21 protein-coding genes are annotated in these 24123 nt (G+C 67.8%); 1 reads left to right on the forward strand and 20 read right to left on the reverse strand.

Annotated features, from left to right (window positions below; genetic code table 11):
• Window positions 1–131 precede the first annotated feature (131 nt).
• Window positions 132–476: a hypothetical protein gene (locus AC3A6J_RS18265; RefSeq protein WP_487861392.1), complete on the forward strand. Its 345-nt coding sequence runs from the start codon at window positions 132–134 to the stop codon at window positions 474–476.
• A 121-nt stretch (window positions 477–597) separates the two neighbouring features.
• On the opposite strand, the gene AC3A6J_RS18270 is transcribed toward AC3A6J_RS18265, so the two are convergent.
• The 20 genes from AC3A6J_RS18270 to AC3A6J_RS18365 all read right to left on the reverse strand — a co-directional run bounded on the left by AC3A6J_RS18270 (window position 598) and on the right by AC3A6J_RS18365 (window position 24110).
• The gene (locus AC3A6J_RS18270; protein WP_487861393.1) at window positions 598–993 is read right to left on the reverse strand and encodes a hypothetical protein; all 396 of its coding nucleotides are present in this window, start codon (window positions 991–993) and stop codon (window positions 598–600) included.
• The gene (locus tag AC3A6J_RS18275) at window positions 990–1646 is read right to left on the reverse strand and encodes a glycoside hydrolase family 19 protein (protein ID WP_487861394.1); all 657 of its coding nucleotides are present in this window, start codon (window positions 1644–1646) and stop codon (window positions 990–992) included. The genes AC3A6J_RS18270 and AC3A6J_RS18275 overlap by 4 nt, the downstream gene beginning before the upstream one ends.
• Window positions 1643–2044, reverse strand: a complete 402-nt coding sequence (locus tag AC3A6J_RS18280) for a hypothetical protein (protein WP_487861395.1) — start codon at window positions 2042–2044, stop codon at window positions 1643–1645. The genes AC3A6J_RS18275 and AC3A6J_RS18280 overlap by 4 nt, the downstream gene beginning before the upstream one ends.
• Window positions 2037–2450, reverse strand: a complete 414-nt coding sequence (locus AC3A6J_RS18285) for a hypothetical protein (protein WP_487861396.1) — start codon at window positions 2448–2450, stop codon at window positions 2037–2039. The genes AC3A6J_RS18280 and AC3A6J_RS18285 overlap by 8 nt, the downstream gene beginning before the upstream one ends.
• Window positions 2447–5347, reverse strand: coding sequence for a hypothetical protein (locus AC3A6J_RS18290; protein WP_487861397.1), 2901 nt, complete (start codon window positions 5345–5347; stop codon window positions 2447–2449). The genes AC3A6J_RS18285 and AC3A6J_RS18290 overlap by 4 nt, the downstream gene beginning before the upstream one ends.
• Window positions 5344–11382, reverse strand: coding sequence for a hypothetical protein (locus tag AC3A6J_RS18295; RefSeq protein ID WP_487861398.1), 6039 nt, complete (start codon window positions 11380–11382; stop codon window positions 5344–5346). The genes AC3A6J_RS18290 and AC3A6J_RS18295 overlap by 4 nt, the downstream gene beginning before the upstream one ends.
• Window positions 11382–13649 carry a transglycosylase SLT domain-containing protein gene (locus tag AC3A6J_RS18300; protein ID WP_487861399.1) on the reverse strand — a complete coding sequence of 756 codons (2268 nt, stop codon included), beginning with the start codon at window positions 13647–13649 and terminating at the stop codon, window positions 11382–11384. Before AC3A6J_RS18300 ends, AC3A6J_RS18295 begins: the two co-directional genes overlap by 1 nt.
• A gap of 3 nt (window positions 13650–13652) precedes the next feature.
• On the reverse strand, window positions 13653–14225 hold the full coding sequence (locus AC3A6J_RS18305) for a virion core protein, T7 gp14 family (protein ID WP_487861400.1): 573 nt from the start codon (window positions 14223–14225) through the stop codon (window positions 13653–13655).
• Complete coding sequence (locus tag AC3A6J_RS18310; RefSeq protein WP_487861401.1) at window positions 14215–14694, reverse strand: N-acetyltransferase family protein; 480 nt, start codon at window positions 14692–14694, stop codon at window positions 14215–14217. Before AC3A6J_RS18310 ends, AC3A6J_RS18305 begins: the two co-directional genes overlap by 11 nt.
• A gap of 1 nt (window position 14695) precedes the next feature.
• Window positions 14696–17317 carry a phage nozzle protein gene (locus AC3A6J_RS18315; protein ID WP_487861402.1) on the reverse strand — a complete coding sequence of 874 codons (2622 nt, stop codon included), beginning with the start codon at window positions 17315–17317 and terminating at the stop codon, window positions 14696–14698.
• The gene (locus AC3A6J_RS18320; protein ID WP_487861403.1) at window positions 17314–17976 is read right to left on the reverse strand and encodes a phage connector family protein; all 663 of its coding nucleotides are present in this window, start codon (window positions 17974–17976) and stop codon (window positions 17314–17316) included. The genes AC3A6J_RS18315 and AC3A6J_RS18320 overlap by 4 nt, the downstream gene beginning before the upstream one ends.
• 67 nt (window positions 17977–18043) lie before the next feature.
• Entirely contained in the window at window positions 18044–18586 is a 543-nt protein-coding gene (locus tag AC3A6J_RS18325; RefSeq protein WP_487861404.1) for a hypothetical protein, read from the reverse strand.
• Between the two features lie 63 nt (window positions 18587–18649).
• Window positions 18650–19084: a Bbp16 family capsid cement protein gene (locus AC3A6J_RS18330; RefSeq protein ID WP_487861405.1), complete on the reverse strand. Its 435-nt coding sequence runs from the start codon at window positions 19082–19084 to the stop codon at window positions 18650–18652.
• Between the two features lie 37 nt (window positions 19085–19121).
• Window positions 19122–20171, reverse strand: a complete 1050-nt coding sequence (locus AC3A6J_RS18335; protein ID WP_487861655.1) for a major capsid protein — start codon at window positions 20169–20171, stop codon at window positions 19122–19124.
• Between the two features lie 128 nt (window positions 20172–20299).
• A complete protein-coding gene (locus AC3A6J_RS18340) occupies window positions 20300–21019 on the reverse strand; it encodes a hypothetical protein (RefSeq protein WP_487861406.1) in 720 nt (239 codons plus the stop codon).
• Complete coding sequence (locus tag AC3A6J_RS18345; RefSeq protein WP_487861407.1) at window positions 20994–21347, reverse strand: Bbp19 family protein; 354 nt, start codon at window positions 21345–21347, stop codon at window positions 20994–20996. Before AC3A6J_RS18345 ends, AC3A6J_RS18340 begins: the two co-directional genes overlap by 26 nt.
• Before the next feature lie 174 nt (window positions 21348–21521).
• A complete protein-coding gene (gp10, locus tag AC3A6J_RS18350; RefSeq protein WP_487861408.1) occupies window positions 21522–21836 on the reverse strand; it encodes a capsid staple protein in 315 nt (104 codons plus the stop codon).
• Window positions 21833–22045: a hypothetical protein gene (locus tag AC3A6J_RS18355; RefSeq protein WP_487861409.1), complete on the reverse strand. Its 213-nt coding sequence runs from the start codon at window positions 22043–22045 to the stop codon at window positions 21833–21835. Before AC3A6J_RS18355 ends, gp10 begins: the two co-directional genes overlap by 4 nt.
• Before the next feature lie 10 nt (window positions 22046–22055).
• Window positions 22056–23777, reverse strand: coding sequence for a portal protein (locus tag AC3A6J_RS18360; RefSeq protein ID WP_487861410.1), 1722 nt, complete (start codon window positions 23775–23777; stop codon window positions 22056–22058).
• Between the two features lie 3 nt (window positions 23778–23780).
• Window positions 23781–24110: a hypothetical protein gene (locus tag AC3A6J_RS18365; RefSeq protein ID WP_487861411.1), complete on the reverse strand. Its 330-nt coding sequence runs from the start codon at window positions 24108–24110 to the stop codon at window positions 23781–23783.
• Window positions 24111–24123: the final 13 nt, after the last annotated feature.

A 24123-nucleotide genomic window follows, 5' to 3' on the forward strand; every position in this document is an offset into this window, starting at 1 on the left:
TGGCGGAACCGGAGGGAGCGAGGTTCTCAATGAAATCAGGCACTTAGGCGGCTCGTACCCTATGCCGTGCCATGGTTCGGCGCCGGCTGGCGCACGGGCGGGAATCCGAACGGCTGCGCTATTCTGCCGGCATGTTCTTCGCCGAAGTCACCCTCCTGATGCGCGAGGGCGAGCGCCTCAAGAAGCGGGACCGCGCGCCCGCGCAACGCGTCACCGTCACGATCTTGGAATCAGACCGCGACACGAACAATTCGAATCGGAACCTCACCCAAGCCAGCCTATATGTCAGCTACGGCACGGCCCAGAAGGCGGGTCGCGAAATCCTGATCGATCCGGTCATCCTGCCCTACGACGGGCCAGGGTTCCTCTGGTCGGGCATCGAGCCGCACGCCGTGACGATCGACGGCGAACTGCGGGTCTTCGAGCACCGGCAGGTCTGGCACGTGCTGCCGGTCGAGAAGCGGCCGGGGGAGTAGGCCCGCTCAGCGCGGCCACGCCTCCAGCAGCCCGGCGCGCTTCGAGCGCTCGCACCCATAGGCGCCTATCCATCCCGCCGCCCAGCTGGCCAGGTCCTGCGCCGTGGCCGCGGGCGCCAGATCAGCCGGGGTTTCGCACTCCGTCGCCAGCGCCACAGGAGGCGGGTCGATCTTTGCGGGCGCACTCGGCCGCGTCGTTGAGCAGCCGCACAGCAGCAGGAGGCACAGGGCAGCGGGAAAGGTCTTGCGCGGCATGGTCGAGCTCCTTGACGGTGCGGGTGATGAAGCGGTCGCGGTAGACCGTGCGCACCGCCTGCTGCTCCTCGGCCTGCCGGGCGCGGCCGCGGTTGGTCTCGCGCTGGTATTCGGCGAGCGCCTGATACTCGGCCTGCGAGCGGGCGTAGCCCGCGGCGTCAGCCGCCGAGATCTTCCCGCGCACCCAGAAGAAGGCCCCGGCCACCAGCAGCGCCAGCGCGATGAGGCGCCAGTTCTTGAGCAGCAGGGTCAGCCAGGTCACGCGACCCCCAGGGCGGCGCGGGCCTTGAGCGTCAGTACCTGCACCTCGGCGAGGCCGTTGCGCCCACCGTTCACGCGCTGGCGGATGGCGGTCGTCTCGCCGAGCATGCTGTCGGGGATGCGGTCTTCCCACCAGGCGATGCAGGCTTCGAGCGCATAGCGCTTCTGGCTCAGCAGGTCGGGAATGCCGACGAGGTTCTGACCCACGAGATCGCCCACGCGCAGGTAGTTCTGACGGCCGGTGATCTGGATGGGCGAGCGGCCGCGGTAGGTCCAGCCGTCGTCCGGCAGGATGTTCCCCAGGTGCTTGCGGCCCCACTCGCCGCCGTAGACGATGTTCGCGATCGCGCGCTGGTCGGCGGCCTGCTTTCCGTTGATGCGGCCGAACTGTCGCGCCTGCGCGGGCGTGATGCGGTGCGCACCGAACACCGCGACCAGCCGATCGGCCGCATAGTTCAGGCTCTCCTCCATCTGCTCGAGCATGGCGCTCTCGTGCAGGATGTTGGGCAGGAAGTCGGCGAGGTCATCCTCGTCCTGGCTGAAGGTGTCGGCGCGCACCTCGTCGGCGAACACCTGGCCCCACAGTTCGGCCGTAGGTGGGGCCACGCCGCATGCGCGCAGCACGGCGGTCCATTCCGGCGCGCTGCGCTTCATCGGCGCGCCCTCCATCCGGTGAGCCGATCCAGCAGGAGCGCGCAGCGCACGCGCAGCCGGAGCCATGCGAGTTCCGCGCGCTGCCGCCGGGTCAGACCTTCGAGCGGCGCGTGGTCGGTGGCCGTCTGCGGCGGGTGGTCGCCGCGCCAGGCGTTGCTGCTGGTGAGCAGCATCACGAGGATCAAGGTAGTGGTCGCGAGGGTTGCGTAACCGGGCCACTCGCCGATCATCGGCCGCAGCGAAGAGAACATGAGCACGCCGACGCCCAGCGCGTATTCCAGCTTCACCCGCATCAGGGTGTTGCGGCCCATGGTGTTGAGCCGGCAGATGCAGATCACGATGCTGGGCACGCTCAAGGCGAGGTTCACCAGAGCCAGCAGGTGCTGCTTGCTATCCATGACCGCCCCCGCCCTTGAGCTTAATGAGCACGTCGACGAAGGCGCTGACCTTCCGGCCGGCCCAGAGCGCGAGCGCGCCCCAGTCGTTGCCCACGAGACCGATCGCGAAGCTGACCGGGGCAAGCAGGCTGCGCTCGGTCAGGCCTGGGTGCAGCTGGGCGATGCCGTATGCGCACGCGGCGCCCAGGATCACGGCCACGCCGCAGACCCGCGCGAAGTAGCCGACGGCGCGCAGCCGCGTGGTCTTCTCCTGGCGGATGAGCGCGAACGACGCGCCGACCGAGGCCGCGGCGATCATGAGCATGTACGGGCCGACGGCCGCGGCGACGTCGGCGCTGAAAATCCACGCTGCGATGAAGACAAAGAAGCCGACAGCGTCGAGGACGGGGGAAGGCTGCCCGTTCACAGCGCGTTGAACCGCTTGTAGACCCCGACCGCAAGCGACCCCGCGGGGATGCCGCTGACTTCTGCGCCGGTGTCGTTGCGCGCGTACACCGTGACGGTGTCCGGCGCTGTCACTTCACCCCAGACGTTCAGCATCAGGATGTTCTGGTCGAAGGACACTCGCACGAAATCCCCGATGGCCGCCCCGGCCGCCGTCACTGTCGTCGACGCTACGGCGCCGGCCGCCAGAGTGGGGATCGTGTGCGCCTTCCGCCCGTAAGAGTCGAACGACGGATGCAGCACCCAGATGGTCAGGGGCTGCTGCGCGAAATTGCGCACCGATGCTGTCGGGTTGACCAGCAACACTGTCACCACACCGGCTGCAGAAACATAGGACCGCAGGATGAGACCCTGCAATGCGCCGGTGCTGGTGACGACGAACATCGCGTCGACGAAGTCGCCGACGTTGGCGCCATGCACCGGCACATCAAACTTCTGCGTGGCGCCTGCCGCAACGCTCGTCGGATCCCAGAGCAGGACTCGCTTGATGCGGACATCACTGGGCAGGTACTGCCGGTAGCGCACGCGGCCAGCACCGAGAGCCACATCGGCGCCGGTCTTGTTCGTGATCGCTGCAGTACCGCTCGAAAATCCCGATGCCCGGTAGCCACTGAGCATCAACCCGTTGAGCGGCTGCGAATAGGAGAGCAAGAAGGGCTCGCCGAACGGCAGCGGGAAGTTGGTGAGCGAGAAGGATTCGAACGAGTCGTTCGTCACCGCGAGCGCGGCCCTGGGCAAGCTGCGGACCCGGAACACTGCGTTCTGAATCGGTGTCGCCGCCGCATACGTGGGCTCTTCCCAGTCGATCAGGCCATCGGTGTTGTCGCCGACGCTGATGAGGCCGTTCACACTGCCCTGCACCTTCGGTCGCACGAAATGCAAGTCGGAGACGCGCGAGTTGTCTTCGAGCCGAATGCTCGCCGACGTCGCCATCGTGCTGGCATGGTTAAAGAGGCTCAGATCCTCGACGACGAATCCGCGCGTGGGGGAGGTCGCAGAAGTGCCTTCTTTGAACGCGAACACGCGCTGGCCGCCGGCGCCCTCGTGTGCATTGCAGACCAGCTTCGGCGCAATCAACTGAATGTTGGCCCCCGAATGCACTTCAACGCAGGCGGCTCCGTCGCTGCCATTCGCGCGCCCCGACCCCACGCCGATCTCGGCCATGAAGTTGAGCAAGGTGATGTCTTGCACGTTCCGCTCGTCAGCCAGCACCGAAGTGCCGAAGCGCAGCGGCGCGTCCATGCCGTACATGCGAACGAGGTGGAAGTAGCTCTCGATGCATCCCTCGAGCCAGAGGCCGCAGGGAATTGGGATGCCGCCGGGGATCGGAACACCGCCGGTGTCTTGCTGGACGGCTCCCCGGAACTCGATGTCCCAGATGAGCATGCCCTTGCTATAGGAAAGCCCACCGCCCGACTCGAATTTCCACACGGCCTCCGTCGGGCGGCCGTGGATGGTTCCGCGCAGGTGCTCGACGCAATCGGCCGTCGAGCCGTTCTCCACCCAGAAATAGGTCTTGCAGAACGTGCCCGGCGCCATCTCCAGATTGAACCCGCTGAACCGGCGACCTCGGCGGAAAGTCCCGAGGTTCCCCGTGTCGCGCCGGCCCGATGCGAGCTCCAGAGCGTTGATCGAAGTGTCGTTCCCAACCCATCGGAGCGTGGCAGTGTTCATGCCTTCGCTGAAAAATCCCTGCCCCGTGGTCATCGTTTTGATGGTCGTGTTGTGCAGGTAGATGCCGTCGGGCACAGACACGTTTTTGCCCGTGTTCAGCGCCGCCTGGATCGCCACCCCATCCAGCTCGTCGGTCAGAGCGGCAGCATTCGCATAGACAACCTGCGCCAGCGCCAGCGAGGGAAAGAAGGCCGAGAGTGGGTGACTTAGGCCGTCGCCGATGGCTCCGAAGTCCTTGACGCTGATCTGCTCGCTGAGCTTGGCGAAGAGGAGCCGATATACCGCACTCGCATAGTTCAGCTTGTAGCCGACCATGTTCGAGCCGCTGCTGGCGACAAGATCCGCACCGCTGACACCTTGGATCAGGCGAAACTTTGACGCCTCGAAGACGCCGCTGGTGACAAAGGGGATCTCGTTCTGGATCGGCGCGTAGGTCTGGCCGTTGTAGCTCACCGTCTGATTCGGGGCCGACATGCTCAGGCCAGGGCCGTACGGGACCGGCGGGAGATACCCCAGGCCCGCCAGCACTGCCCGAGCGTTGCTATCGATCGCCGCTCGCTGAGCAGCTGCGGCCTGTTCGGTCTGTGTGAGCAGCTGCGCGCCGTCGGCACTGAAGCCGTCCAAAATCGCGTCACCCTCGGTCTGGATCTCATCAAGCCTAGCATTGGCCTGGTCCGAGAAGTGGATCGAGATGTTCACCACCTCGTCACGGGCCACCTGCACATCGTGCGCGTTCTGGACGAATTCCTGCAGGAAAAAGCGGGGGTCGGTGTCGCTGGAGACGGGAACCTTGACGGTTCGCAGGCTCTGCTCGACGAGCTGCTGCACCTGAATGGTGGTCCGGTCCAGCGTCTGTTCGATGACGTTTGGGTTGAACCGCCCCACGTTCGTGATGTCCGTCACCTGGTCGTAAGGCGTCGCGCCCACCACGGTCAACTTCCAGCCCGTTGGCAGTACGGGCGGCCCCACATAGGTCACCGTGCCGCCGGGCGCCGCGTCCTGATCGGCATTCAAGATCACCGTGTAGTCGGAATCGAGCACCAGGTCGGTTTCGATGCCGATGTCGCTGGTCCGCACGACGGCAAGGTCGGTCTTCGCGAAGACCTTGAAGTCGAAGGGGAAACTGGTGGTGACGCCGTTCCCGTCGAACGGCCCGGCTTTTCGAGAGGTGTCGGCTACGGTCATTGCTTGGATTCCGGGCTGGGTGTTCCTGTGACCAGCCCGCGCGCGGCGTCCACGGGTCCGGTGGGCGCGATTCTGTTTTCCTGCAGCCCGGCTATGTACCCCACCGGCCTCGCGATGGCGGTGGCCGGCAGGCCCGTGGTGAGGGTGATGAGCGTGGCAACGTCGCGCACAGCGGTGCGCGCGCTGCCCTCGCCGATCATGGCCTTGTAGACCTCCCTCGGCGCCTTGACCGCGCTCTCGATCATCGATACCGCAGGCGACGTGCTGATGCGGTCGTCGTACGGCTTGCTGTTGAACGTGTTGATGACCGCGTTCGCTGCCTGCCCGACGCCCGGCACCATGGCCAGGCCGGCCCGCACGTTGCCCATGAGCAGCACGGCCGAGAGCCAGTCGTCGATCGTGCTGCCGTCATCGTCCTCGTCGTCGGGGCCGCCCTTGAAGGACTGCGAGATCAGTTCGGCCACCATGTTGGGCACGAAAAAGCCCAGCACGAAGATGTAGAGGCCGCGGCCCATGCCGCGCCGCAGGCCCAGCTCGTTGTAGGTGCGGCCGAACTCGGTGCCCAGCAGGTTGGCCTGCATGTTGAAGTAGCCGGCGAACTGCGTGAACATCCGCACGAAGGCATTACCGGTCTCGATGCGCGACACGTCCTCCGGCAGCGTGGAGCCCTGCGTCTCGCGCACCGCCGAATCGGCCAGCCGGATGGCGTTCTTCACGTCGTGGCCCTGCTCCAGCGCCTGGTTGTAGGCACCGTTCCACACGATCGGGCTCAGGAAGTTGTCGACCGCCGATTGCATGAAGTAGGCGTGCTGGGCCGTCCAGTTCTGCGCCTTCTCGTAGACGCCCGGGTTCAGCAGGATCTGGTTGATCGCGTCCGTCATCTGCGCGACCTCGGCGTCCATGCGGTTCGCCATGTAGGTTGAGGCAGCCGCCACCGTCTTGGCGGTCTGCCGCGGCGAGATGATCGAGTCGGCCAGGGCGCTCATGAGGTACCGCGGCTTCACCTTGACCGCGGCGATGCTCAAGCCGGTGATCTGCTGCGCGGTGTTCGACACGTTGGCGAACATGGCGGCCAGGCCGGCGCGCTGGCGGGCCTTGCTGAAAAAACGCATCAGGCCGTTGTCGCCCGGCACCTTCTGCTCGACCGTCTGGCGTGCCGCGCGGTTGAGCCACGGCGTGAGGAGGCCATCGAAGGCCTGGGGGTCCACGCGGTGCAGCGGCTCGGAAACGTCCTTGCTGCCCAAGATCTTGCGCACGTCTCGCACCGGCTGCTCCATGTGGGAGAACAGCAGCACCTTGTCGATGTGCGACGACAGCGTGCGCAGGTCGAGCAGCAGCGGCTTGTTGTACTCGACGCGCGCCTTGGTGAAGCCCTTCGCCGTCGACGGGAAGGCATAGGCGAGGGTCTGGTTCTCATCTTCCTGCAGCGAGCGCGTGGCGGCGTCCTTCACCACCTCGGCGTCGGTCATGGCCGGCACGTATCCGCCGGCGTAGGTGCCGAACTTGTTGGTGAAGCTGTCGGCCGTCACCTCGTCGAAGTAGCGCCCGAACACGTCGCGGTGCGCCTTCTGCGCCAGCGCCTTGGTCTCCTCGAGAAGGTTCCAGACGCCCTGGGCGAAGTCGAAATCGGTCTTCGTCAGCACGCCCTGGTCGATCATCCGGTTCACGAACGCATCCCAGCGCCGCGTGTCGAGCTCGCCGGTGATCTCGTTCTCGGTGGCCCAGCCGCGGCCGAGCAGGAGCTTGCGCTTGTTGCTGGCGTTGCCGGTGTGCAGGATGGCGTGCAGGATCTCGGCCTTGCCGCTGCCGCCGCGCGAGAAGCCGAAGGTGTAGCCCAGCTCGGGGGCGTCGATGCGGGCCTCGCCGAGGTCGAGGGTGTCGAGCAGCTCGCGGTACCGGCGGATGTACTTGGCCTTGTCGGCGCGGTACCGGTCGGCGGCTTCCTTCACCGGCTGCCAGATGTACTTGCGGAATGGGCCCATGGCCTCCGTTCCGTCCTTGAGGCCGGCCCAGGACTCGACCCGACGCAGTGCCGCGCGCACGGTCTGGATCCGCGTCAGGCGCCGCTCGGCGTCCGTGACCGCCTGCCCCTCGCCGGCGACGCGCGCCGGCACGCCGATCTGCTGCAGACGGGCGACGAGATCGCCCTGGATTTGCGTGCGCTCCACGAGCCGGCCATCGACCTCAATCTGGCGCGAGCGCCGCGCCATGTACCAGAGGCCTTTGATTTCCTCGGCGAGGCCGCGGAATTCCTCGACCGTCATCTCCTTCACCGGCTTGGCGCTGGCGGTCAGCGCGTCGACCTTGTCGCGCAGCACGGCGTACATGCCCGGGTCGTCCTGCGCCATGGTCTCGAGGTAGCGCTGCGCCGGCTCGCCCTTCGTGCCGATGCCGTACTCGGCCAGGATGGCGCGGGCGGCCTGCACGGTGCCTACGTCGCGCGTCTCGCCGATCTTCTTGATGCTGCGGCCGATGATCTTCTTGAACAGCTCATTGGCTGCCGTGACCTCGGCCTGCGCGTCGTAGGCCGCGCGCGCCGCGTAGTTATTCACCAGCTGGTTGCGCTTGTGCATGGCCGCCTCGGCCGTGTTGCCGAGCGACTGCTGCGCGAGCTTGGCGCTGCGCGCCTCCGCGGCCGCGTAGGTCTTCGGCCGCAGGTCCTTGAGCCTGACCCGCGCCACCACGCTCTCGGCATACTCGCGCGCCGCGCGCGCCATGACGTCGACCGTGCCGCCGGTGTAGAGGCTGTCGCTCGTCTCGCGCACGGTGGTGGCCCTGGCCAGCGCCTTGAGCTCCGTCGCGATCACGCGGGCGCGCACTTGGTTGTGGATGGCTTCGTCGGCCGCACGCTCCAGCGCCTGCCGGCTGGCGATGTCGCCGTGCTGCTCGAGCATGCGCTGGTCGGTCAGCTCGTCAATGACCTGGGCCGGCGGGTCGGCCGCAGCGAGCGAGGCGATCAGCGCCTGGCCGGACTCGTAGCCGAACAGGTCGGCCACGATGTCGGGGTGCATTCCCTCTTTCTCGCTGGTCATCCGGCGGCGTGCCAGCGTCTCGGCCGAGAACTCGTCGATCTCCTTCACCAGCGAGGTCCGCAGGCGTCCGGATTCCTGCACAGTGTCGATGTCCTCGGCGGCGCGTGTGCCCGGCGCGACCTTGTCCTGCTTGCCGGTGAGAAACTGCCACGCCTGATACACCGGCCGCGCCATGACCTCGCGCTGCGCCTCGCTGCGGATCTCCAGCCGGATGGCGGCGACCTCCTGCTGGCGCGCCTTCAAGGCCCGGTCGCGCGCGCGGCTCATCCACTTCATGTCCTTGAGCAGCCGGGCGTCGAGCTCGGCGTCGGCCGCATCCGTGGCGCGCTGGCCGAGCGCCTGGTAGTCGGCGTATTCCTCGGGCGTCATGCCGGCCTGCTCGGACGTCTGGAACAGCGGGCCCATGTTGCGCGCGTCCTGCGCCTGCTGGATGGCCTCGTCGCTGGCCAGCATGCGGCTCATCACCGCGCGCACGTCGTCGGTGAGGTCGGCGTTCAGGTTCGCCAGCGCCTTGTAGATCGACACGAGCCACGCGCGAAAGCGCTGGAACAGCGCCGCGAGATCCTGGCTGGGCGCGACGCCCTCCATCGCGTAGCGCTCGAAGCCGCGGGCGAAGGTCTCGTGGTACTCGCGCTTCTCTTCGAGGCTCATGGCCTGCCACTCGGTGAGCGGCGATCGGTCGGGCGAACCGGTGATGCCGAACCACGCGAGCAGCGCGTCCATGTCGGCGACGATCTGGCGCTCGCCTTCGGTCACGGTGTCGCCGTCGGCGATGCGGCCCTGGATGCGCGCGGCGAGATCGCTCTGCACCTCGAGGAAGAAGTGCCCGCTCTCGTGGATGAACGTCGAGAGGTCGGCGCCCTCCAGCAGCGCGATCACGCTCGGCGCCTGGGTGATGTCGGCGCCGAAGTTGAGCGCGCCGCGCGCGCCTTGGTTCACGGTGTTCGGGGGGCGCTCGGCCGGCGCGGTGGCGGCGGGCGTATTGCCTGCGCCGACGTTCCCCATCAGCGCGCCGACCGCGCGCTCCACGGCCCCGCGCACGCGCGCGACGATGGTCTGCTCGCCGGGCGCTTCGTCCTGATCGAGCCGCTGCCGGCCGGCGGGCTCCTGAGACGACACCCCCAGCTGGTAGCGCTGCATCATCTCGTCGGGCGTCATGCCGGCGCGCTGCGCCTGCGTGGCGTAGAAGTTGCCCAGCAGCGTGGCGTAGGCGGTGTTCACCTCCGGGCGGAACTTGCCGGCGGCATCGAGCTGGGTCTGGAACTGGTCGCGGATCTGGTCGGCCTGCTGCTGGAACAGCGCGCGGCTGTCGGCGCGGGAAAGCTCGGTCTCCACCTCCTGCCGGATCGCATCGCCGCGCTGCTCGATGAATGCGGCCGCCTCGGCGCGGCTCATGGACTCGGGCGTGGCGCGCAGGTGGTCGACGAGCGTCGCGCTGATGTCGGCGGGCGCGGCCAGCAGCTCCGACACCGGGATGCGCAGATCGGCGCCGGGCACAAAGTTCTCGGCCTGCATCTGCTCGGTGACGCTGGGCGCCATGGCCTGCAGTTCGGCCATCGTCACGCCCGACTGGTTGAGCGTGTTCGCCAGCTGCTCCGCGCTGATGTAGAGCTCGTTCGGCACGTCGCCGCCATCGGCCACCTGTTCGACGAAGGCCTTGAAGGTCTCCGGGTCCCGCGCGCGCACCTTGCTGGCCTCGACCGCCTGCGCCAGTTGCTCGACACGTGCAGCCGTGGCTTCCGCCGCCCTGCCCTCGGCGACGCGCTGGCGCACCGTTGTGGCCGCGATGCTGGCGACCTCGGCGGGCGCGGTGAAGGCCTCGCCCACGAACTCGGCCAGGATGTTGCCCGGGTCGAGCTTCTGGCCCGCGGCCACCTGCCCGCTTGCCTCACCCGCGGCGCCGAGCGCACCCTGGATCGGCACCTGCGCGGCGACGTTCGCCAGCTCGCGCGCCACCGGCTGCGCCGCCAGGCGAGTGGCCGCTGCGCGCGGCAGCGCCAGCTTGCTCGCCACGCCTCCGCTGACGGCATCCACGCTGCCCACGACCGCCGCGTGCGCCATGGCCTGGGCCGCGACGCTGCGCATCAGCTTCTCGTCCTTCACGGCAGCCGCCAGCGCAGCCTCGTTGGAGACATCCACACCGGCGCGCGTAAGCGCCTCGACGATGCTGCTGCCGTAGTCGGTGGCGAAGGAGCCCGCGCCCAGCGTCGTTGCCGCAGCGGGCGGACCACCGATGAAGCCAGCCGGGATCGCGGCGATCAGGCCGGGCGCGTTGGCGACAAGGCTCTCGGGGCCGATGCTCGCAATGAACTGCACGGGTGCCTGCAGGAAGGCGCTGAACGCCTGGCTGAAGGTTTCGGCCTTCATGACCTCGCCGACCACGTCCGGCGCGGGGATCGCCTGGCGCTCGCGCTGTGTGCGCGCGATGGTCGTGATGTTGCCGGCGAGCGGCGCCGTGATCGACGCGCGGAAGGTGGCGCGCTGCTCGGGCGTCATGTAGGCGACACCCAGGGGGTCGTCTGCAGCCAGGACGGTGCGCGGGTCCGCGCCGGCATCGATCTGCCCGGCCACTCGGTCGAACTGCTCAAGCGAATTCACGTTCGACCGCAGCGCGGTGGCGGCACCGAACTGCTGCAGACCCGGCCAGCCGCGGCGGAAGCTGTTGGCCAGCGTCTCGATCAGGCTCATGTTGCCGGTGTCGTCGTGCGCGATTGCTGCGTTCACCGGGTCCATCAGGAAGCCGGCCGTGACCGGGTTCATGCGCGCCAGGGCGCTGGTGTCGATCTGCGCGAGTGCGGCCTGCTGCTTGCTGAAATCGGGCAGCGCCTGCGCCGTGTCGAACGGCACGCCGATCGTGGCGGCCGTGCGGCGCCAGTCGGCGGCCTGGTCGGGGTTCTGGCCCACCGCCGTCTCGAGCGAGGCGCGCAGGCTGGTTTCTGGCGTGGCGGCGGCGCCGCTCAGGTAGCGGTCCACGGCCGCGGCGGCGTCGAATTCATCAGCCATCAGAAACTTCCGGTTCGGGGGTCGCGCGGCGCTGCCGCAGAATTAGCTGCCCAGTAGGCGCCGAGCACATCGGCGTCGGTCGGGTTGTCGTTGCCGCGGGCCTTGAAGGCCTTGCGGATGCGGTCGGCCTGCTCGCTCGGGATGTCGCTGACCTTCATGCTCAGCTGCGGCCCGGAGGCGCCGCCGCCCAGGCCGAAGAAGGTCTTGCGGAACGTCACGTTCTTCGCGAACAGCCCGTCGACGTGGGCCTGCACCTCGGCATCGTTGAACTTCTTGCCGGCCTGGCGCTGCGCGTCGATCAGCGACGAGTCGATGAAACGGCGGATGGCGCCGACCCGCTGGGCATCGGCGGTGCCGTCCTTCGGCGTCGGGTCGATGCCGATGCTGGCGAGCCGCTGATTGGCGACGCGGGAAACTGCGTTGTCGTTCAGATCGCCCGGCGCGTTGGCGCTCGCGCCCGAGAGCAGGTCCGCGCGCTTCTGCGTGAAGTGCGCGAAGTCGGCTTTCGACAGCCCATTGCGCAGCTGGAAAAACTGCGCATCCGACATGGTGGCCAGCGCCTGGGGGTTGGTCACCAACCGTAGATAGAGGCGGTCGTCCGTGGTGTCGTCGCCGAGCGAGATCTTCTTTCCGAAGCTCATGACCTCGTCGATCTTCTCGGGGGCGTGCTGCTGCAGCTGGGCGCGCATGTTGGCCGGCAGGTCGCTGTATCGGCCACCGTTCTGCGCCAGCGCCTGCATGGCGGCCGCGACGGTCTCGTCCTTGCGCTGCTCTATGGCCTTGTTCTGCGCCTCGAAGCGCTGCGCGACGGCATCCACTGCGGTCTTCACGGCCACCGGGCTCGCGTTCGGCCCGAGGCGCTCGCGGGCGGCTTGCTGCAGCTGGTCGAGGGTGGGACGCTGGGGCATGCCGCCGGCGGGCGCGTTGAGTTGCTGCAGCACGCTGGCCACGTAGTTGCGCGTCTCGGCGGGCGCGCTCGCGAGCCATGCGTCAGGGGCGACAGCTTCGCCCTTTCCTGCGTTCGCCTTGGCGGCCTTCACCGCCTTGTCGACATTGCCCTCGCCCCAGTTGTACGCGGCCGCGGCCTTGGCCACGTCCCCGTCGTACATCTTCACCAGCACGGCGAGCTTCTGTTGGCCAACCCGGCGCAGTTCGGCGGCCTGCTGCACAGGTGTGCCGCTCATGTCGGCCGGCTTGATGCCGTAGCCGGGGTCCGCGGCTGTCGACGGCATGACCTGCATGTCGCCCTGCGCGCGCTCGCCGCTGCGCGTGACCGGCCCCTGCAGCAGCTTGCCGTCGGCGCCGAACGTGCGGCCGCGGCTCTCGACGTTCTGGATGATGTTCGTGAGCCGATCGAAGTTCGTCGGGTTCACGGTCGACTGGGTGCTCTGCACGATCTGGTCGGCCACCGCGGCGCCCTGGCGCACGTCGTAGTCGCGCTGCAGCACGCCGTCGATCTGGATCATGTCGGACGCGGTCATCCGCTCGCCGTAGCGCTTGCGGTAGGCCATGGCGCCATTGATGTTGCCGGCCTCGAGCGCCGAGCGGATGGCGCCGAGGTGCGCGCCGCTCACTGCTTCCGCAGCCTTCTCCTGCGCCCAGGTGGCCGACTTGCCCAGCATCTGGGCGGTGCCGGGCACGAAGACCTTGGAATCGGGATCGACCCCGCCCATGATGCTGGCGCGGATGCGCGTCTCCTGCATCTCGACGTTGCGCGGGTCGGTGTAGTTCAGCACCAGCGCGTTGGCCGCGTTCTTGACCGTGCCCTCGCGCACCGAGAGGTTGTAGTCCTGCGCTTCCTTGCCCTCGTACTGCAGGGCGCTGCCCATGAACTGCGTGCGGATGTTGTTCGCTCGCATCTGGAACATCTGGCGCTGCCGCTCGTTGCCCAGCTCGCCGCCGATGCGCGAGAGCTCGCTGTCGAGCTTGCCGGTGTATTCGTCGGCCAGCGGCAGGCCGCTTTCTCGGTTCAGTGCGTCGTAGCCCTTGAACGCCGTGAAGCCCTCCTTCGGGTCATGCTGCAGGCGCAGAGCGATCTCGGTCGCCTTGTTCAGGGCGTCGTCGACGCGCAGCGCGTTGGCCTGCTCGACAGCCTCATAGCGAGCGCGCTCCAGCAGGTCGCCGCCCTGGCTAAGCGCCTGGCCCGCCTGCTGCATCTGGCGTGCGCCGATGGTCATCAGCCCAGCGGTGTTGGGGTTCTGGAGCTGGATGTTCGGCGCCGCGGTGGGGCCGACGTTGCGCTGGGTGACTCGTGCGATGGTTGCCATTCGTCAGTCCCCTGCGCCGCGGTTGCTGCGGAATGCCCAGGCCGAGAACCCGTCGGCGCTCGGCGCGGTGGTGTGCGACCCGCCGGAGTACCACGTGCGCGCTGCCTGCGTGGCGCTGGTGAGCAGGGAGGTGCCAGCGGACAGCCAGGGCCGGATCTCGTCGGCGCCGCGGCTGGCAGCCCTTGAGCGGTCGGTGGCCTGCCGCGCCTGCATGCGGTACCCCCAGGCCTCGCGCGCTGCGTTCTGCTGCAGCTGCGTGGCGTCGATCTCGGTGAGGTAGTCGGTGTCGGTGAGCACCTGCAGGGCCGAGCCGAAGCCCAGGTCGACACCGCTGGCGGCGAAGGCCGCGCGCTGCTGGCCCTTGATCTGCCCGCCGCGCCGCATGGCTTCCATCGCCGACATCTCGCCGCGCTCGACGGCATCCTCGGCTTGCCACTCCGACAGCTGTGCGTTGTTGGCTTCGACCTGGGCCTGCGCGCGCAGCGCAGACTGCTCGCCCTTGGCTTGGTTGTAGGCGCCCACCGCCTGCACGCCGGCGCCGAGGCCTTGAAAGAGTTGCCCGACTTCAATTCCCATCGTCTTTCACCATCGTGTAGCCCGCCAATCGGTAGCCCATGCGCTCGTAGGCGCGCACGGTCTGCTCTGCGTGGATCTCGGTGCTGACCCCGAGCACGGGGCCGGTGACACCCTGCTCGCGGGCCCAGCCTTCGAGCGCCGCCACCAGTCCCTTGAAGGCCTTGCCTCCGGCGAGTGACCCTCGCACTTCGGGCCTCACGTACATCGTCAGGTCGGTGAGGTATCGCTCCTCGGAGAACCAGCGCGAGGCGATGATGCCGACCGTCATCCCGGCGATGTACCCCCCCGCGTCGGCCACGAATGCACAGCCGGCGGGCACGAGCAGCGTGCCCTTGAGCTGCGCGAAGGCCTCGGTGAGCTTGCGCGGGCTGAACCCCATGCCCTGGTAGCGCGGGCTCTCGTCGTGCAGCGCGCGGCCCATCTCGATCATTGCGGGCAGGTCGGCGTCGGTGGCGCGGCGGATCAGCATCTCAGCCTCCCACCGCGACGTCGAGCGTCATGCCCAGCACCATCAGGCTCACCGGGTTCTGCTGCCGCACGCAGACCTGGCCATCGGTGTTCCATGACGGATCGGTGAGGATCTCGGCCTCGCCGGTGAACAGGTCGGGCGGGCTGCCGAAGGGCTCGGTGGTGCGGGTGCGGAACGGCCGCATGCGATCGAAGCTCGGGCCCGCCTCGAAGCCGTTGGACGACAGCACGCGCAGGTGCACGCTGTTCACGTTCTTCTGCGTGCCCTGCCCGGCCGCGGGCGCCTGCTGCATCGAGAACGGGAGCGTCTGGAATCGGGTGGTGTAGCCCAGGCCCACATGCACCTTGGAGGCCGGTGCTGCGAGCGTGACCTTGCCGTCTACCACGATCTGCACCGGCTCGACACCGCCGTCGGCCAGGATCGACACCTCCATGCCTTCGAGGTGGTGCAGGTTGCCGATCACGGTGGCCGGCGCGCCCGAGTAGGTGGCGCCGCTGTCGACGAAGAACTGATCGGCCGCGGTATCGAAGCGCCGCGTGTGCAGCCGCTCGACGTAGCGCAACTGCTGCGCGCCGATTTGGCGGCGCACGATCACGTACAGCACATCCTCGTCGCCCTCCGACACCGTGCAGCAGGACTCGAAGGCCCCCTGCGTCACGTGGCGGTGCCAAGCGCGGACCTCGTGCTCGGTCACGTAGGTCATGCCGAGCAGCACGCCGTCGCTGCGCACCGACCAGAGCAGCTGCAGCGGCGAGCGCGAAAACGCCATCTGCCGCACCGCGTAGTAGTCGAACAGGTGCGGAGCCAGGATGGACACGTCGGTCGTCTGGTAGCCCTGCTGCTGCCACGAAAACTCCAGCTCGCGGATGTGGCCGCCGCGGTCCTGCGGGAAGAGGATCGTCCGGTTCGTCACGACCGGCTGCACGTTCGACGCGCCGCTGTAGCCCTGCTGCTTCACGCTCACATTGCTGGGGCTGAGCGCGCCGCTGTCCGAGCTCAGGATCTTCCACTCGCCGCCAGAGGTGAGCAGGATGAGCTCGTTCATCGGCACGAGGTGGCGAATGCTGTTCGCCTCGCGCGAGACCACGCGCAGCGAGATGCTGTCGTCATCGCGCGCCGGCTGGCTGTAGCCCAGGTTCCGCTCGGTGCCCGAGCGCGTCATCCAGACCGTCTGCGGCGCATTGAAGGTGCCGGCGAACACGCGGCGCTGCTCGTGATAGCTGACGGCCTGGGGGAAATTTCCGTCGCCGAGGAACGGATTGATCTGTAGCGGCGGCGTGGTCGACGTGTCCGGCAGGATGTTGGCGTCCATGAAGATGCAGTCGGGCCCGGCGCGGCCGACGAACGCCAGGATGCCGTTCGTCAGGCGGTAGACGTTGTACGACCGCACGCCCGGCACGGCCGGCCAGCGCACGGTGTTGAAGTTGCCCGACTCGGAAAGGTCGTTCAGCGCGGTGGCCGTCGACGACGCGATCGACTCCTCCTTGCCCACCTCATCGACCGAGGTCACGGCGTAGCTGTAGGCGATGGTGCCCGCCCCCGTGGGGATCACCGAGACCCCGGTCGAGAACGGCGCCACGGCGGTGGCGCTGATGATGGGCGTCGGGCCGATGCCGCCATAGACCGGCACCGTCGGGTCGGGCTGGCGGTTGCCGTCGTCGATGAACTCGCTGCTCGAGGGCGACACGCCGAACCACTGCGGATTGCCGCCGACGTACTTGTAGATCAGGTACATCTGCGCGCCTGGCACGCTGCCCCAGGCCACCACGTTGAAGCGGCCCGGAATGCTCAGGTCGTTCATGCAGCTGGCCGGCAGCGACATGGTCCCGTACCGGTAGTCGCTCAGGATCGCAACCACCGAATACTGGTGCTCGATCGCGTTCGGCACGGCCACATTGCTCTGCGGCGGCGACAGCGACGAGGTGAACTGAATGGTCTGCAGTTCCCAGTTGGTGGCGCCCAGGCGGCGCAGCTCGCGCGGCGCGTAGTGCGGCGACGTGATGGTCATGACGTCGGCCGACTGCACATGATGCAGGGTGTCGAGCAGCGCGTGCGAGTACGGCGTGGCGACCTCGTACAGCCGCGAGGTGGTGCCACCGCCGGTGTAGGGGCCCATGCCCGCGGTGCTGATCAGGTTGCCGTCGAGGTCTTTCAGCGTGATCGTGGTGGCCGTGGGCACCGTGTTCACCATGAACCACCGGCTCGACAGATCCGGCATGCCGGGCATCTGCGACGTGAACAGCCAGTCGCCTGGATTGAGACCATGCGGCGCGCCGTAGGTGAGCACCGCCAGGCCGGCGACCGTGACGCCGAACACCTCCCACGGCGCTTCGAGCAGCGTGCCGCCCTGCGTGTGGAAGCGGATGTAGAAGTCGCCGAACTCGAGCGCGAAGGTCTGCTGCGTGCTGTACGAGAACGGCAGCAGGCGCGAGTTCTTGGCTGAGTCCTTCGTGCGGTTCACGTAGGCGAAACCTGGGCGGTTTTGCACCGGGCCCTGCGGCAGCACCCAGGCGTTTTCGAGCAGCGCGAGCCCGGTCTGGAACTTGTCGAGGTCCACGCGCGAGAACAGCTGCGGGGAGATCTCGCCGCCTGCAAACGAGCGGTTGAGGGTCTTGGCGCTCATTTGCGCAGATCCCAGCCGTTGAAGCGACCCAGGCCGCCCAGGCCCCACCGAGCGCGCACGCCCGACGGCACGAAGTCGCGGAACTGGTTCGCACGGCTGCCGGTGTTCGCGTCATCCGACTTGGCCGTGGCCGCCTCGATCAAGAACAGCTTGGTGTGCGCCTGCGCCACCTGCATGCCCTCCGACCCCTTGATGATCGCGCCGGCCAGCTTGGTGGCGAGCAGCCGGCCCAGCGCTGCCACGAAGAACGGCGTGAACCGCGTGGTGTCGGTGAGCGCGCGCGTGTAGCGCAGCGTGGCCTCGGGCACGTTGGTGTAGAGCACCTTCGTGCCGGTGCCGTTGGTCTCGACGATGTAGTCCTCGCTCGCCGCGTCATCGCATGCATGGTTCGGCAGCACCGCCCGCGGCTTGAGGCAGTCGGAGGGGATCTGGTAGGCGTAGCCCCAGGACGGGCGATCGTTCGCGAGCGTGGCCATGGGCAGGCGCTTCATGGCGAACGTCCACGGATGCATCTCGAGCATCTCGTCGCGGGCCATGGGGTAGAAGCGGCCGCACAGCTGCGCTTCGTTGCTGCCGTCGGACGGCGCGATCGCGATGACCTCGGCGCGCTGGCCGAGCAGGGAGAGCGCGAGATTGGAGATGTCGACTTCTGATGCCATGGTGGTCCCGGAAAGTAAAAAGGCCGCTCAGTGGCGGCCTTGGGTTGCTTTCTGCTGCCGCCTGCGCTCAGCGAGCGCGGCGCTTGCTGGCCTTTTCCTTGGCCTCCCAGTCGGGATCGCGGTCAGCGTCTTCGAACCAACTGGCCGGGTCTTCCGGGTAGGTCGGCAGGTTGCGGTCATTGGCGAAGACCTCGCCTTTTTCCTTGATGCCGCCGTACTCGCCCTTCACGCGGGCACGAACGATCTCGGCGTACTCGGTGGTGTCGGCGGTCGAACCGGGCCGCACTTGGCCGTTCTTGACGAGCAGCGGGTCAGCGGGCAGCTTCTTCACATCGACGCTTTCCAGCGGGCGGCTGGCGGCGTGCGGGTTGCTCGGTGCGGGCGTCGCGGCGGCGATGGCGTAGTCGTAGCCCATGTCGGGGCGCGACTCGCCGGGATTGCCGATCACCGGGCTGTTCACCGGGTCGCCGCCCGCGGCAGTGGCCGAGGCCTTGCCGTGAGGGTTGGCCGTGCCGCTCGCAGCGGTCTCGTACTGGGTGCCCGCGCCTTCCGGCGAGGTGGGCTCGGCGCCGGCGCGAGGCGCGGCGGTCTGGGTGTTCTTCGTAGCCATGGTCTGTTCTCCTGAGAGGTTGAATCCGACCGGCCCGGCATCAGCACGGGCCGGTGCTGACGATCACGAGCCGATCTTGAAGCCCGAGGCCAGGTACTGCTGGATGTCGGTGTCCAGCACCACGAAGGCGCTGGCGGTGCCTGCGGTCATCGCCGCGGTGCCGACGCGCCACACCACGCGGGTGTAGCGGCGCAGGTTGCCGGGGAAGCGCGCCGCGGCAATCGCCTTGTTCGCGCCGAGCGCGGCGAGGGCAAGCGCCGGCGACAGCACCATCACATCGGCGAACGTGGAGTTGTCCGCCGAGTCCTGCAGCACCGCCTGCAGCGTGCCCGCGCCGCCGGAGGTGAACAGCGCATTGGTCTTGCAGATGAGCCACAGGTCGCCAGCGCCGGGGCCGGAGTTGCCCGGGCCGTGGTCGTAGCTGTTGGACGAGGCGGTATCGCCCAGGGCCGTGACCGCTTGCGCGTTCGCATACATCGCTTGGTTGTCGAGGATCATGGTGATCTCCTGAATGGTTTTCGGTGGATCGCCTGGCTCAGACGATGCGGGCCTCGGTGTTGAGGATGCGGTCGACCGTGCGGATCGGCGTTCCGAAGAACGTCAGGTCCTGCTGCACGCCGCCCGGGCGCACGGCGCCGTACTGGTTCGCCGAGGCCTGGATGGCCAGGGCGTTCTGCGAGCGGTCGAGCGCGGCGACCTGCAGGAACGACTTCACCGTGCGGTTGGCGTAGAAGGCAGCGCGGCCCATGCCCGGGTTCGGGATCAGCGCCTGGGCGCGCACCATCAGCTTCACCAACGCGGTGGCCGCGGTCTGCGCCTGCGTGCCGGTCTGGCCGACGAGGTCCGACACGTCCACGTTGGCGATGCGCACCACATAGCGCCAATCGCGAACGGTCAGGCCAGCCTTCCACTTCCAGAGGTCGGCGTACGCGCGATAGCGGTTGTTGAGCTCGTCGAGAGCATCAATCTCGCCCAGGTCCTGGTGGTCAAGGCCCGCGGTCGAACCTTTGGGGTAGATGCCCGTCACCGTGTTCTCGCCCCAGACCACGAGCCAGATGCTGGTGTTGTCCGCACCGGTGCCGCCGGCGTCGATGATGTTGCCGCCGTTGCCGGCCGAGAGCAGGCTGTAGCGCGCAGCCAGACCGGTGAAGCGCTCGGGGTTCACCGTGGCGTCGCCGTAGATGATCGTCTCTGCCATGTTCTGGTTCATGGCTTCGAGGAACGGGCCCGACTCGGCCAGGCGCCATGCGGCGTTGTTGCCGTTCAGCTTGTAGGCCTCGATGTCGACCTCGGAGCGAGCCTCGAGCATGCCGATCGAATCGGTCACGCTGGCACGGGTCGCCTTGCTCGGCGGCACGCCCTGGTAGAGCTTGCGCCACACCGGCACCGGCAGGCCGGTGAGGATCGTGGTCTTGTGGCCCGTCGGCAGGTTGCCTTCAACGAACGTCATGTCCGTCAGCATCTCGTTGGTCTGCGACAGCAGGTTGATGGTGCGCGCCACCTTGCCGTCGGGGTCCATGCCCTGGGCGATGTCGAACAGCGTGACCGCGCCGGCCTTGGTCGGCAGCGTGGCGCCGATCAGCATGGCGCCCATCGCCGCTTCGTGCTGGCCGAAGTGGTAGAGCACGAAGCCGACGGCCATCGCGACGAGCGCGTGGAGGTGGTGGGAGCGAAAGATCGATTTCATGGTTTTTCCTTGGGGTGGCTCGTCGGTCACGACTTGCCGTAGAACACGTCGGCGTCTGCCTTGGTGCCGGGGGAAGCCCGGCCGGGCGTGACGTCGTCCTGGCTGATGGCCTTGCCCATGCGGTACAGCAGCCGCACCACTTCCGGGTTGGAACCCAGTCGCGACTCGGCAAGAAAGCTGTTCAGCTCGGGAGTGCCGAAGGTCTTCAAGGCCTTGGCCGCCACACCCATCACTTCCGCGTGCTGGTCGCCGCCGAGCTCGGGGTCTGCCTTGACGGCGGTCTCCCAGGCCTTGGCGTTGGCGTCCACGCGCTCGCGCAGGTCCGTCACGAACTTGCCGGCCAGTCGTTGCCCTTCCTTGGCGCCCAGCTCGGCCAGCTTCTGAGCCTTGGCCTGCGGCAGGTCCAGCTCTTTGGCCAACGGCGTGAGCGCTTCGAGGAATTCGCCGTCGAGCTGCGCGTCGCCTTCAAGGGTGAAGGGCTCGTACTCTTCGGGGGCGTGCTGGTCGGCTTCGCTCGCTGCCGGTTTCTCCTTGCTGTCTTCGCCGGTCTTCTCGCCATCCGCGGGGGCGGCGGCGGCCGGCTGTTCCTGATCTGCCGGCGCTTCGAGAGCGGCGTTCAGGAGGGTGGAGGCCTGCGCGGGTGCAGGTGTTGCTGCAGGTGCGGCCGCGGGCGTGGCTGCTGCGTCGGCCGGGGCCGGTGCTGCTGCTGGTGCTGCGGTTTCACTTGCTGGTGCTTGCGGGTCCATTGGCTTTGACTTCCTTGAACATCTCGGACATGCGATCAGGGCAGTGTTCGGAGATGCGGGCCATCAGCTTCAGACCGACGCTGCGCACGCCCTCAAGGAACGCGGTTCCATGGGTGTCGCCTGGCGCGTAGCTCTGCCGATAGATGCCGCAATCGCCAAGCAGGCCGTGGATCACACGGCGCCCGCGTTTGTCGCTCATCAGCCAGGTCAGGTCGTCGGCCGCCTGTGTCCGCGAGAGTTGGGCCTTTGCGGCTTTCTCCTCGCGGGTAGGTGTGTCGTGTCCCGGTGCTGGCATGGCCGCGAATTTATTGAGGGCGGGGATAGCCATGTACCCCCCTCGTCGTAAGCGAGATCGCTATTCCGCACTTGCCGCGCTCATCTTTCAGGCCTCCGCGGATACAACAAGCCTGCGCGCCAAAGAGTGCCGTGGGAGCGGTGCAGGTAGCCAGTGCGGCTTTTCTTCCGGGTGACGACCCCAGGCGAAAGGAGGAGAGGCCCCCGGTTATTCCTTGGCGCCGTAGAAGGCGTCGGCGTCCGACTTGCTCGGCGCCGTGAGTTCCATGTCGGTGATCTGCAGGTCGAGGCTCTGGGTCTTGTCGCCGTCCTGCTGCTGGCGCTGGCTGGTGCCGGTCACGACGCAGCGCGCCGACAGCGTGAATTCCTTGCCGACCTCGGGCGGGTTCGTGATGCCGAGGCGCTCGAGCAGTTCGGTCTCAAGGCAGAGCGATGTGCCCCAGCTGTACGCAGGCGCGTCGCCGGCCGCTACCTCGCCGGTGTACTCCTTGGCCTGCTTCTCGGTCATCTTCGTGGAGATCATGCGGCGCTCCCTGCGTTGGTGGGCGTGGCGCTGCCCTGGTTGGCGGCGAGCCAGGCGTCGAGCTCGCCCTTTTCCTTGAGCATCGACGAGATGCGCAGCGTGCTCGCTTCGGTCTGGCGCTGCGAGCCCAGCATGCGGTCGTTCTCGGTCGTCAGCTCCTGCTCGATGGCTCGGCGGCGCGCGGCCACCGCGTCGTAGATCGCGTTCATGGGATTCCTTTCACTGGATGGCGAATCCCCGAACCACTTGGCCCAGGGCGTTCTCGGGGGTGATTGGTGCCTGCGCCAGGGTCTTCGCGGTCTCTGCCGCCTCCTGGGCCTGCGCTGCCTGGGCAACCCGCTGCTGCGCCTGCTGGCGCGCCTGGCGGATGGTGGCGATGGCGTCCTTGTCGCGCATGATCTCGGCATCGACGCCCTCGTACTCGCCTCCTTTTTGGATCGCCTTGTCGGTGTCGAGGTTGTCCCATGCACTGGGGTCCTGCGTCGCCGCGGCAATGGCGGCCACCGCCGCCACCACACGATCGACGCCAGCCATCGCGGCTCGGCGCTGTGCCTGGGCCAGCACGCTGGTGTACTTGAAGTCGAGCGGCCGGCCTTCGAGTTCCTCGGGCAGCGGCGGCAGCAGGCCGAATTCGTCGAGCGCGTCGTAGGTGATGTCGATGAGCGGCGCGAGCAGCTCGTTCTGCTGGCGCTCCACCACCGGGCCCAGCATCAGCATCTTCTCTTCGTGCCGCTCCTGCACCTCGCGGTCGTTGCGCGGCTGGATGCCAGGCATGCGGTCCATCATCAGGAACACGTCGGCGTAGAAGGCGCTGTTGATCAGCTCGCGCACGTCCTGAATGTCGAGCAGCAGGTGGTCGAGGCGCAGATTCACGTTGAAGGCGCTCTCGACCTTGCCAGCGCTCACGCCGGCCGGGTCGTAGTAGGTGACGCCGCCGGGCAGGAAGTCGGCCTCGTTGTTCTTGATGGTCGACGGCACCAGCAGCGGCGGGTTGGTCATGAAGTCGATGCCCTGCATTTTGCGGAAGTGCTCGTGCTGCAGCTGCTTGATGCCGCCGAGTGCGCGCATGCCTGGGCAGGTGGTGCCGTAGATGTCGTTCCCTGTGACGGCCCAGCGCGGCGCGACCACGGGGAAGCGCTTGAAGCCGCCCTCGTGCAGCACCTTGTCGCTGCTGGCGCCCTCTTCGATCACGACATTGCGCCAGGCCATGTTCGCCTTGTCGAGCTTCGAGGGGTCGCGGTGCGTGCGCGGCTCGATCAGCTGCTGCACGCGCACCCAGCTGTCGATATCGTGCCGGTCCCAGGCGTTCTTGATGCTCGGCGACACGCGCGACCAGTCCCACGAATCCGACTTCTCGCGCAGCGGCGCGCCGCCGGCGATGTAGCCCTTCACGATCTGCCCGACGGTCATCTGCAGTTCGCGGCCCAGGGTGTCGACCTCGTTTTTGTCGTTGGTGCCGAGCACGTACTCGCCGATCGTGAGCGTGGTGTGGTGGATGATCGAGCGGTAGTCCGGCAGCACGATCGAGGCGGCCACGCCGAAGGCGCCCTGCTCCTCATACATGCTGTGCAGCGACCGGTAGGTGTTCGACTGCGCGAAGACCCGCAGGACCAACCGCGTCACCTTGTCGCACCAGAGGCTGACCGCAGCGCTCTCCATGAGCTCGGCATCAGCCGTCTCGATGCGCACCCATGGCCGCGACGGGCTGGTCTGGCCGTACTGCATGCCGGCGCCCAGGATGGTCAGCGCGCCGGTGGCGGTGTCGTCGAGGATGTCGTTCCGCCGTTCGCCGCGGTTTTCTTCCGTCGCGAAGAAGCGGCCGGCGCGCGGCAGCAGCACCTGCTGTATCTCGCGCCAATGCTCCATGTGCGAGAACCGCTCGGTCTTCATCGCGCTCATGCGCTTCTGGACGCGCTCGCGCGTGGTCAGGTTGATGGCCATGCGCTACTGTCCGAGCAGCGTGGAGCCGCCGAGGTTCAGGCCGCCGGTCACGCCCTGCGAGCCGGTGAGCAGCGTGCTTGAGTTGCCGGCCAGCGCGCCCATGGCGGCGATGCTGTTCTTGTTGAGGATCGCGTTTCGGTCCACCGCCTTCTCGGCCTGCACGCCGGGCGCCTTGTCCATGCTCTGGATCGGCTTGGGCTCCTCCTTCGGCTTCTTCGGCGCAGTGGCGGCGGCGAGCGCGGCGCTGGCGGCGGTGGTGATCAGGCCGGTGGTGACGGCGCTGGCTGTCGTCGCAGACAGCCCGGCGCTGACCAGTGCAGTTTCGATTCCCATGGGTCGGTTCCTT

It is taken from the genome of Variovorax sp. Soil_C_39, from assembly GCF_057656815.1.

Bases quoted from the DNA above. Each gene is read 5' to 3' on its own strand.
- AC3A6J_RS18345 (WP_487861407.1), bottom strand. From the start codon at position 21,347: ATGGCTATCCCCGCCCTCAATAAATTCGCGGCCATGCCAGCACCGGGA.
- AC3A6J_RS18265 (WP_487861392.1), top strand. From the start codon at position 132: ATGTTCTTCGCCGAAGTCACCCTCCTGATGCGCGAGGGCGAGCGCCTC.
- AC3A6J_RS18360 (WP_487861410.1), bottom strand. From the start codon at position 23,777: ATGGCCATCAACCTGACCACGCGCGAGCGCGTCCAGAAGCGCATGAGC.
- AC3A6J_RS18310 (WP_487861401.1), bottom strand. From the start codon at position 14,694: ATGCTGATCCGCCGCGCCACCGACGCCGACCTGCCCGCAATGATCGAG.
- gp10 (WP_487861408.1), bottom strand. From the start codon at position 21,836: ATGATCTCCACGAAGATGACCGAGAAGCAGGCCAAGGAGTACACCGGC.
- AC3A6J_RS18325 (WP_487861404.1), bottom strand. From the start codon at position 18,586: ATGGCTACGAAGAACACCCAGACCGCCGCGCCTCGCGCCGGCGCCGAG.
- AC3A6J_RS18295 (WP_487861398.1), bottom strand. From the start codon at position 11,382: ATGGCTGATGAATTCGACGCCGCCGCGGCCGTGGACCGCTACCTGAGC.
- AC3A6J_RS18315 (WP_487861402.1), bottom strand. From the start codon at position 17,317: ATGAGCGCCAAGACCCTCAACCGCTCGTTTGCAGGCGGCGAGATCTCC.
- AC3A6J_RS18300 (WP_487861399.1), bottom strand. From the start codon at position 13,649: ATGGCAACCATCGCACGAGTCACCCAGCGCAACGTCGGCCCCACCGCG.
- AC3A6J_RS18280 (WP_487861395.1), bottom strand. From the start codon at position 2,044: ATGGATAGCAAGCAGCACCTGCTGGCTCTGGTGAACCTCGCCTTGAGC.
- AC3A6J_RS18335 (WP_487861655.1), bottom strand. From the start codon at position 20,171: ATGCTGATCGGCGCCACGCTGCCGACCAAGGCCGGCGCGGTCACGCTG.
- AC3A6J_RS18330 (WP_487861405.1), bottom strand. From the start codon at position 19,084: ATGATCCTCGACAACCAAGCGATGTATGCGAACGCGCAAGCGGTCACG.
- AC3A6J_RS18365 (WP_487861411.1), bottom strand. From the start codon at position 24,110: ATGGGAATCGAAACTGCACTGGTCAGCGCCGGGCTGTCTGCGACGACA.
- AC3A6J_RS18320 (WP_487861403.1), bottom strand. From the start codon at position 17,976: ATGGCATCAGAAGTCGACATCTCCAATCTCGCGCTCTCCCTGCTCGGC.
- AC3A6J_RS18290 (WP_487861397.1), bottom strand. From the start codon at position 5,347: ATGACCGTAGCCGACACCTCTCGAAAAGCCGGGCCGTTCGACGGGAAC.
- AC3A6J_RS18275 (WP_487861394.1), bottom strand. From the start codon at position 1,646: ATGAAGCGCAGCGCGCCGGAATGGACCGCCGTGCTGCGCGCATGCGGC.
- AC3A6J_RS18355 (WP_487861409.1), bottom strand. From the start codon at position 22,045: ATGAACGCGATCTACGACGCGGTGGCCGCGCGCCGCCGAGCCATCGAG.
- AC3A6J_RS18305 (WP_487861400.1), bottom strand. From the start codon at position 14,225: ATGGGAATTGAAGTCGGGCAACTCTTTCAAGGCCTCGGCGCCGGCGTG.
- AC3A6J_RS18340 (WP_487861406.1), bottom strand. From the start codon at position 21,019: ATGGACCCGCAAGCACCAGCAAGTGAAACCGCAGCACCAGCAGCAGCA.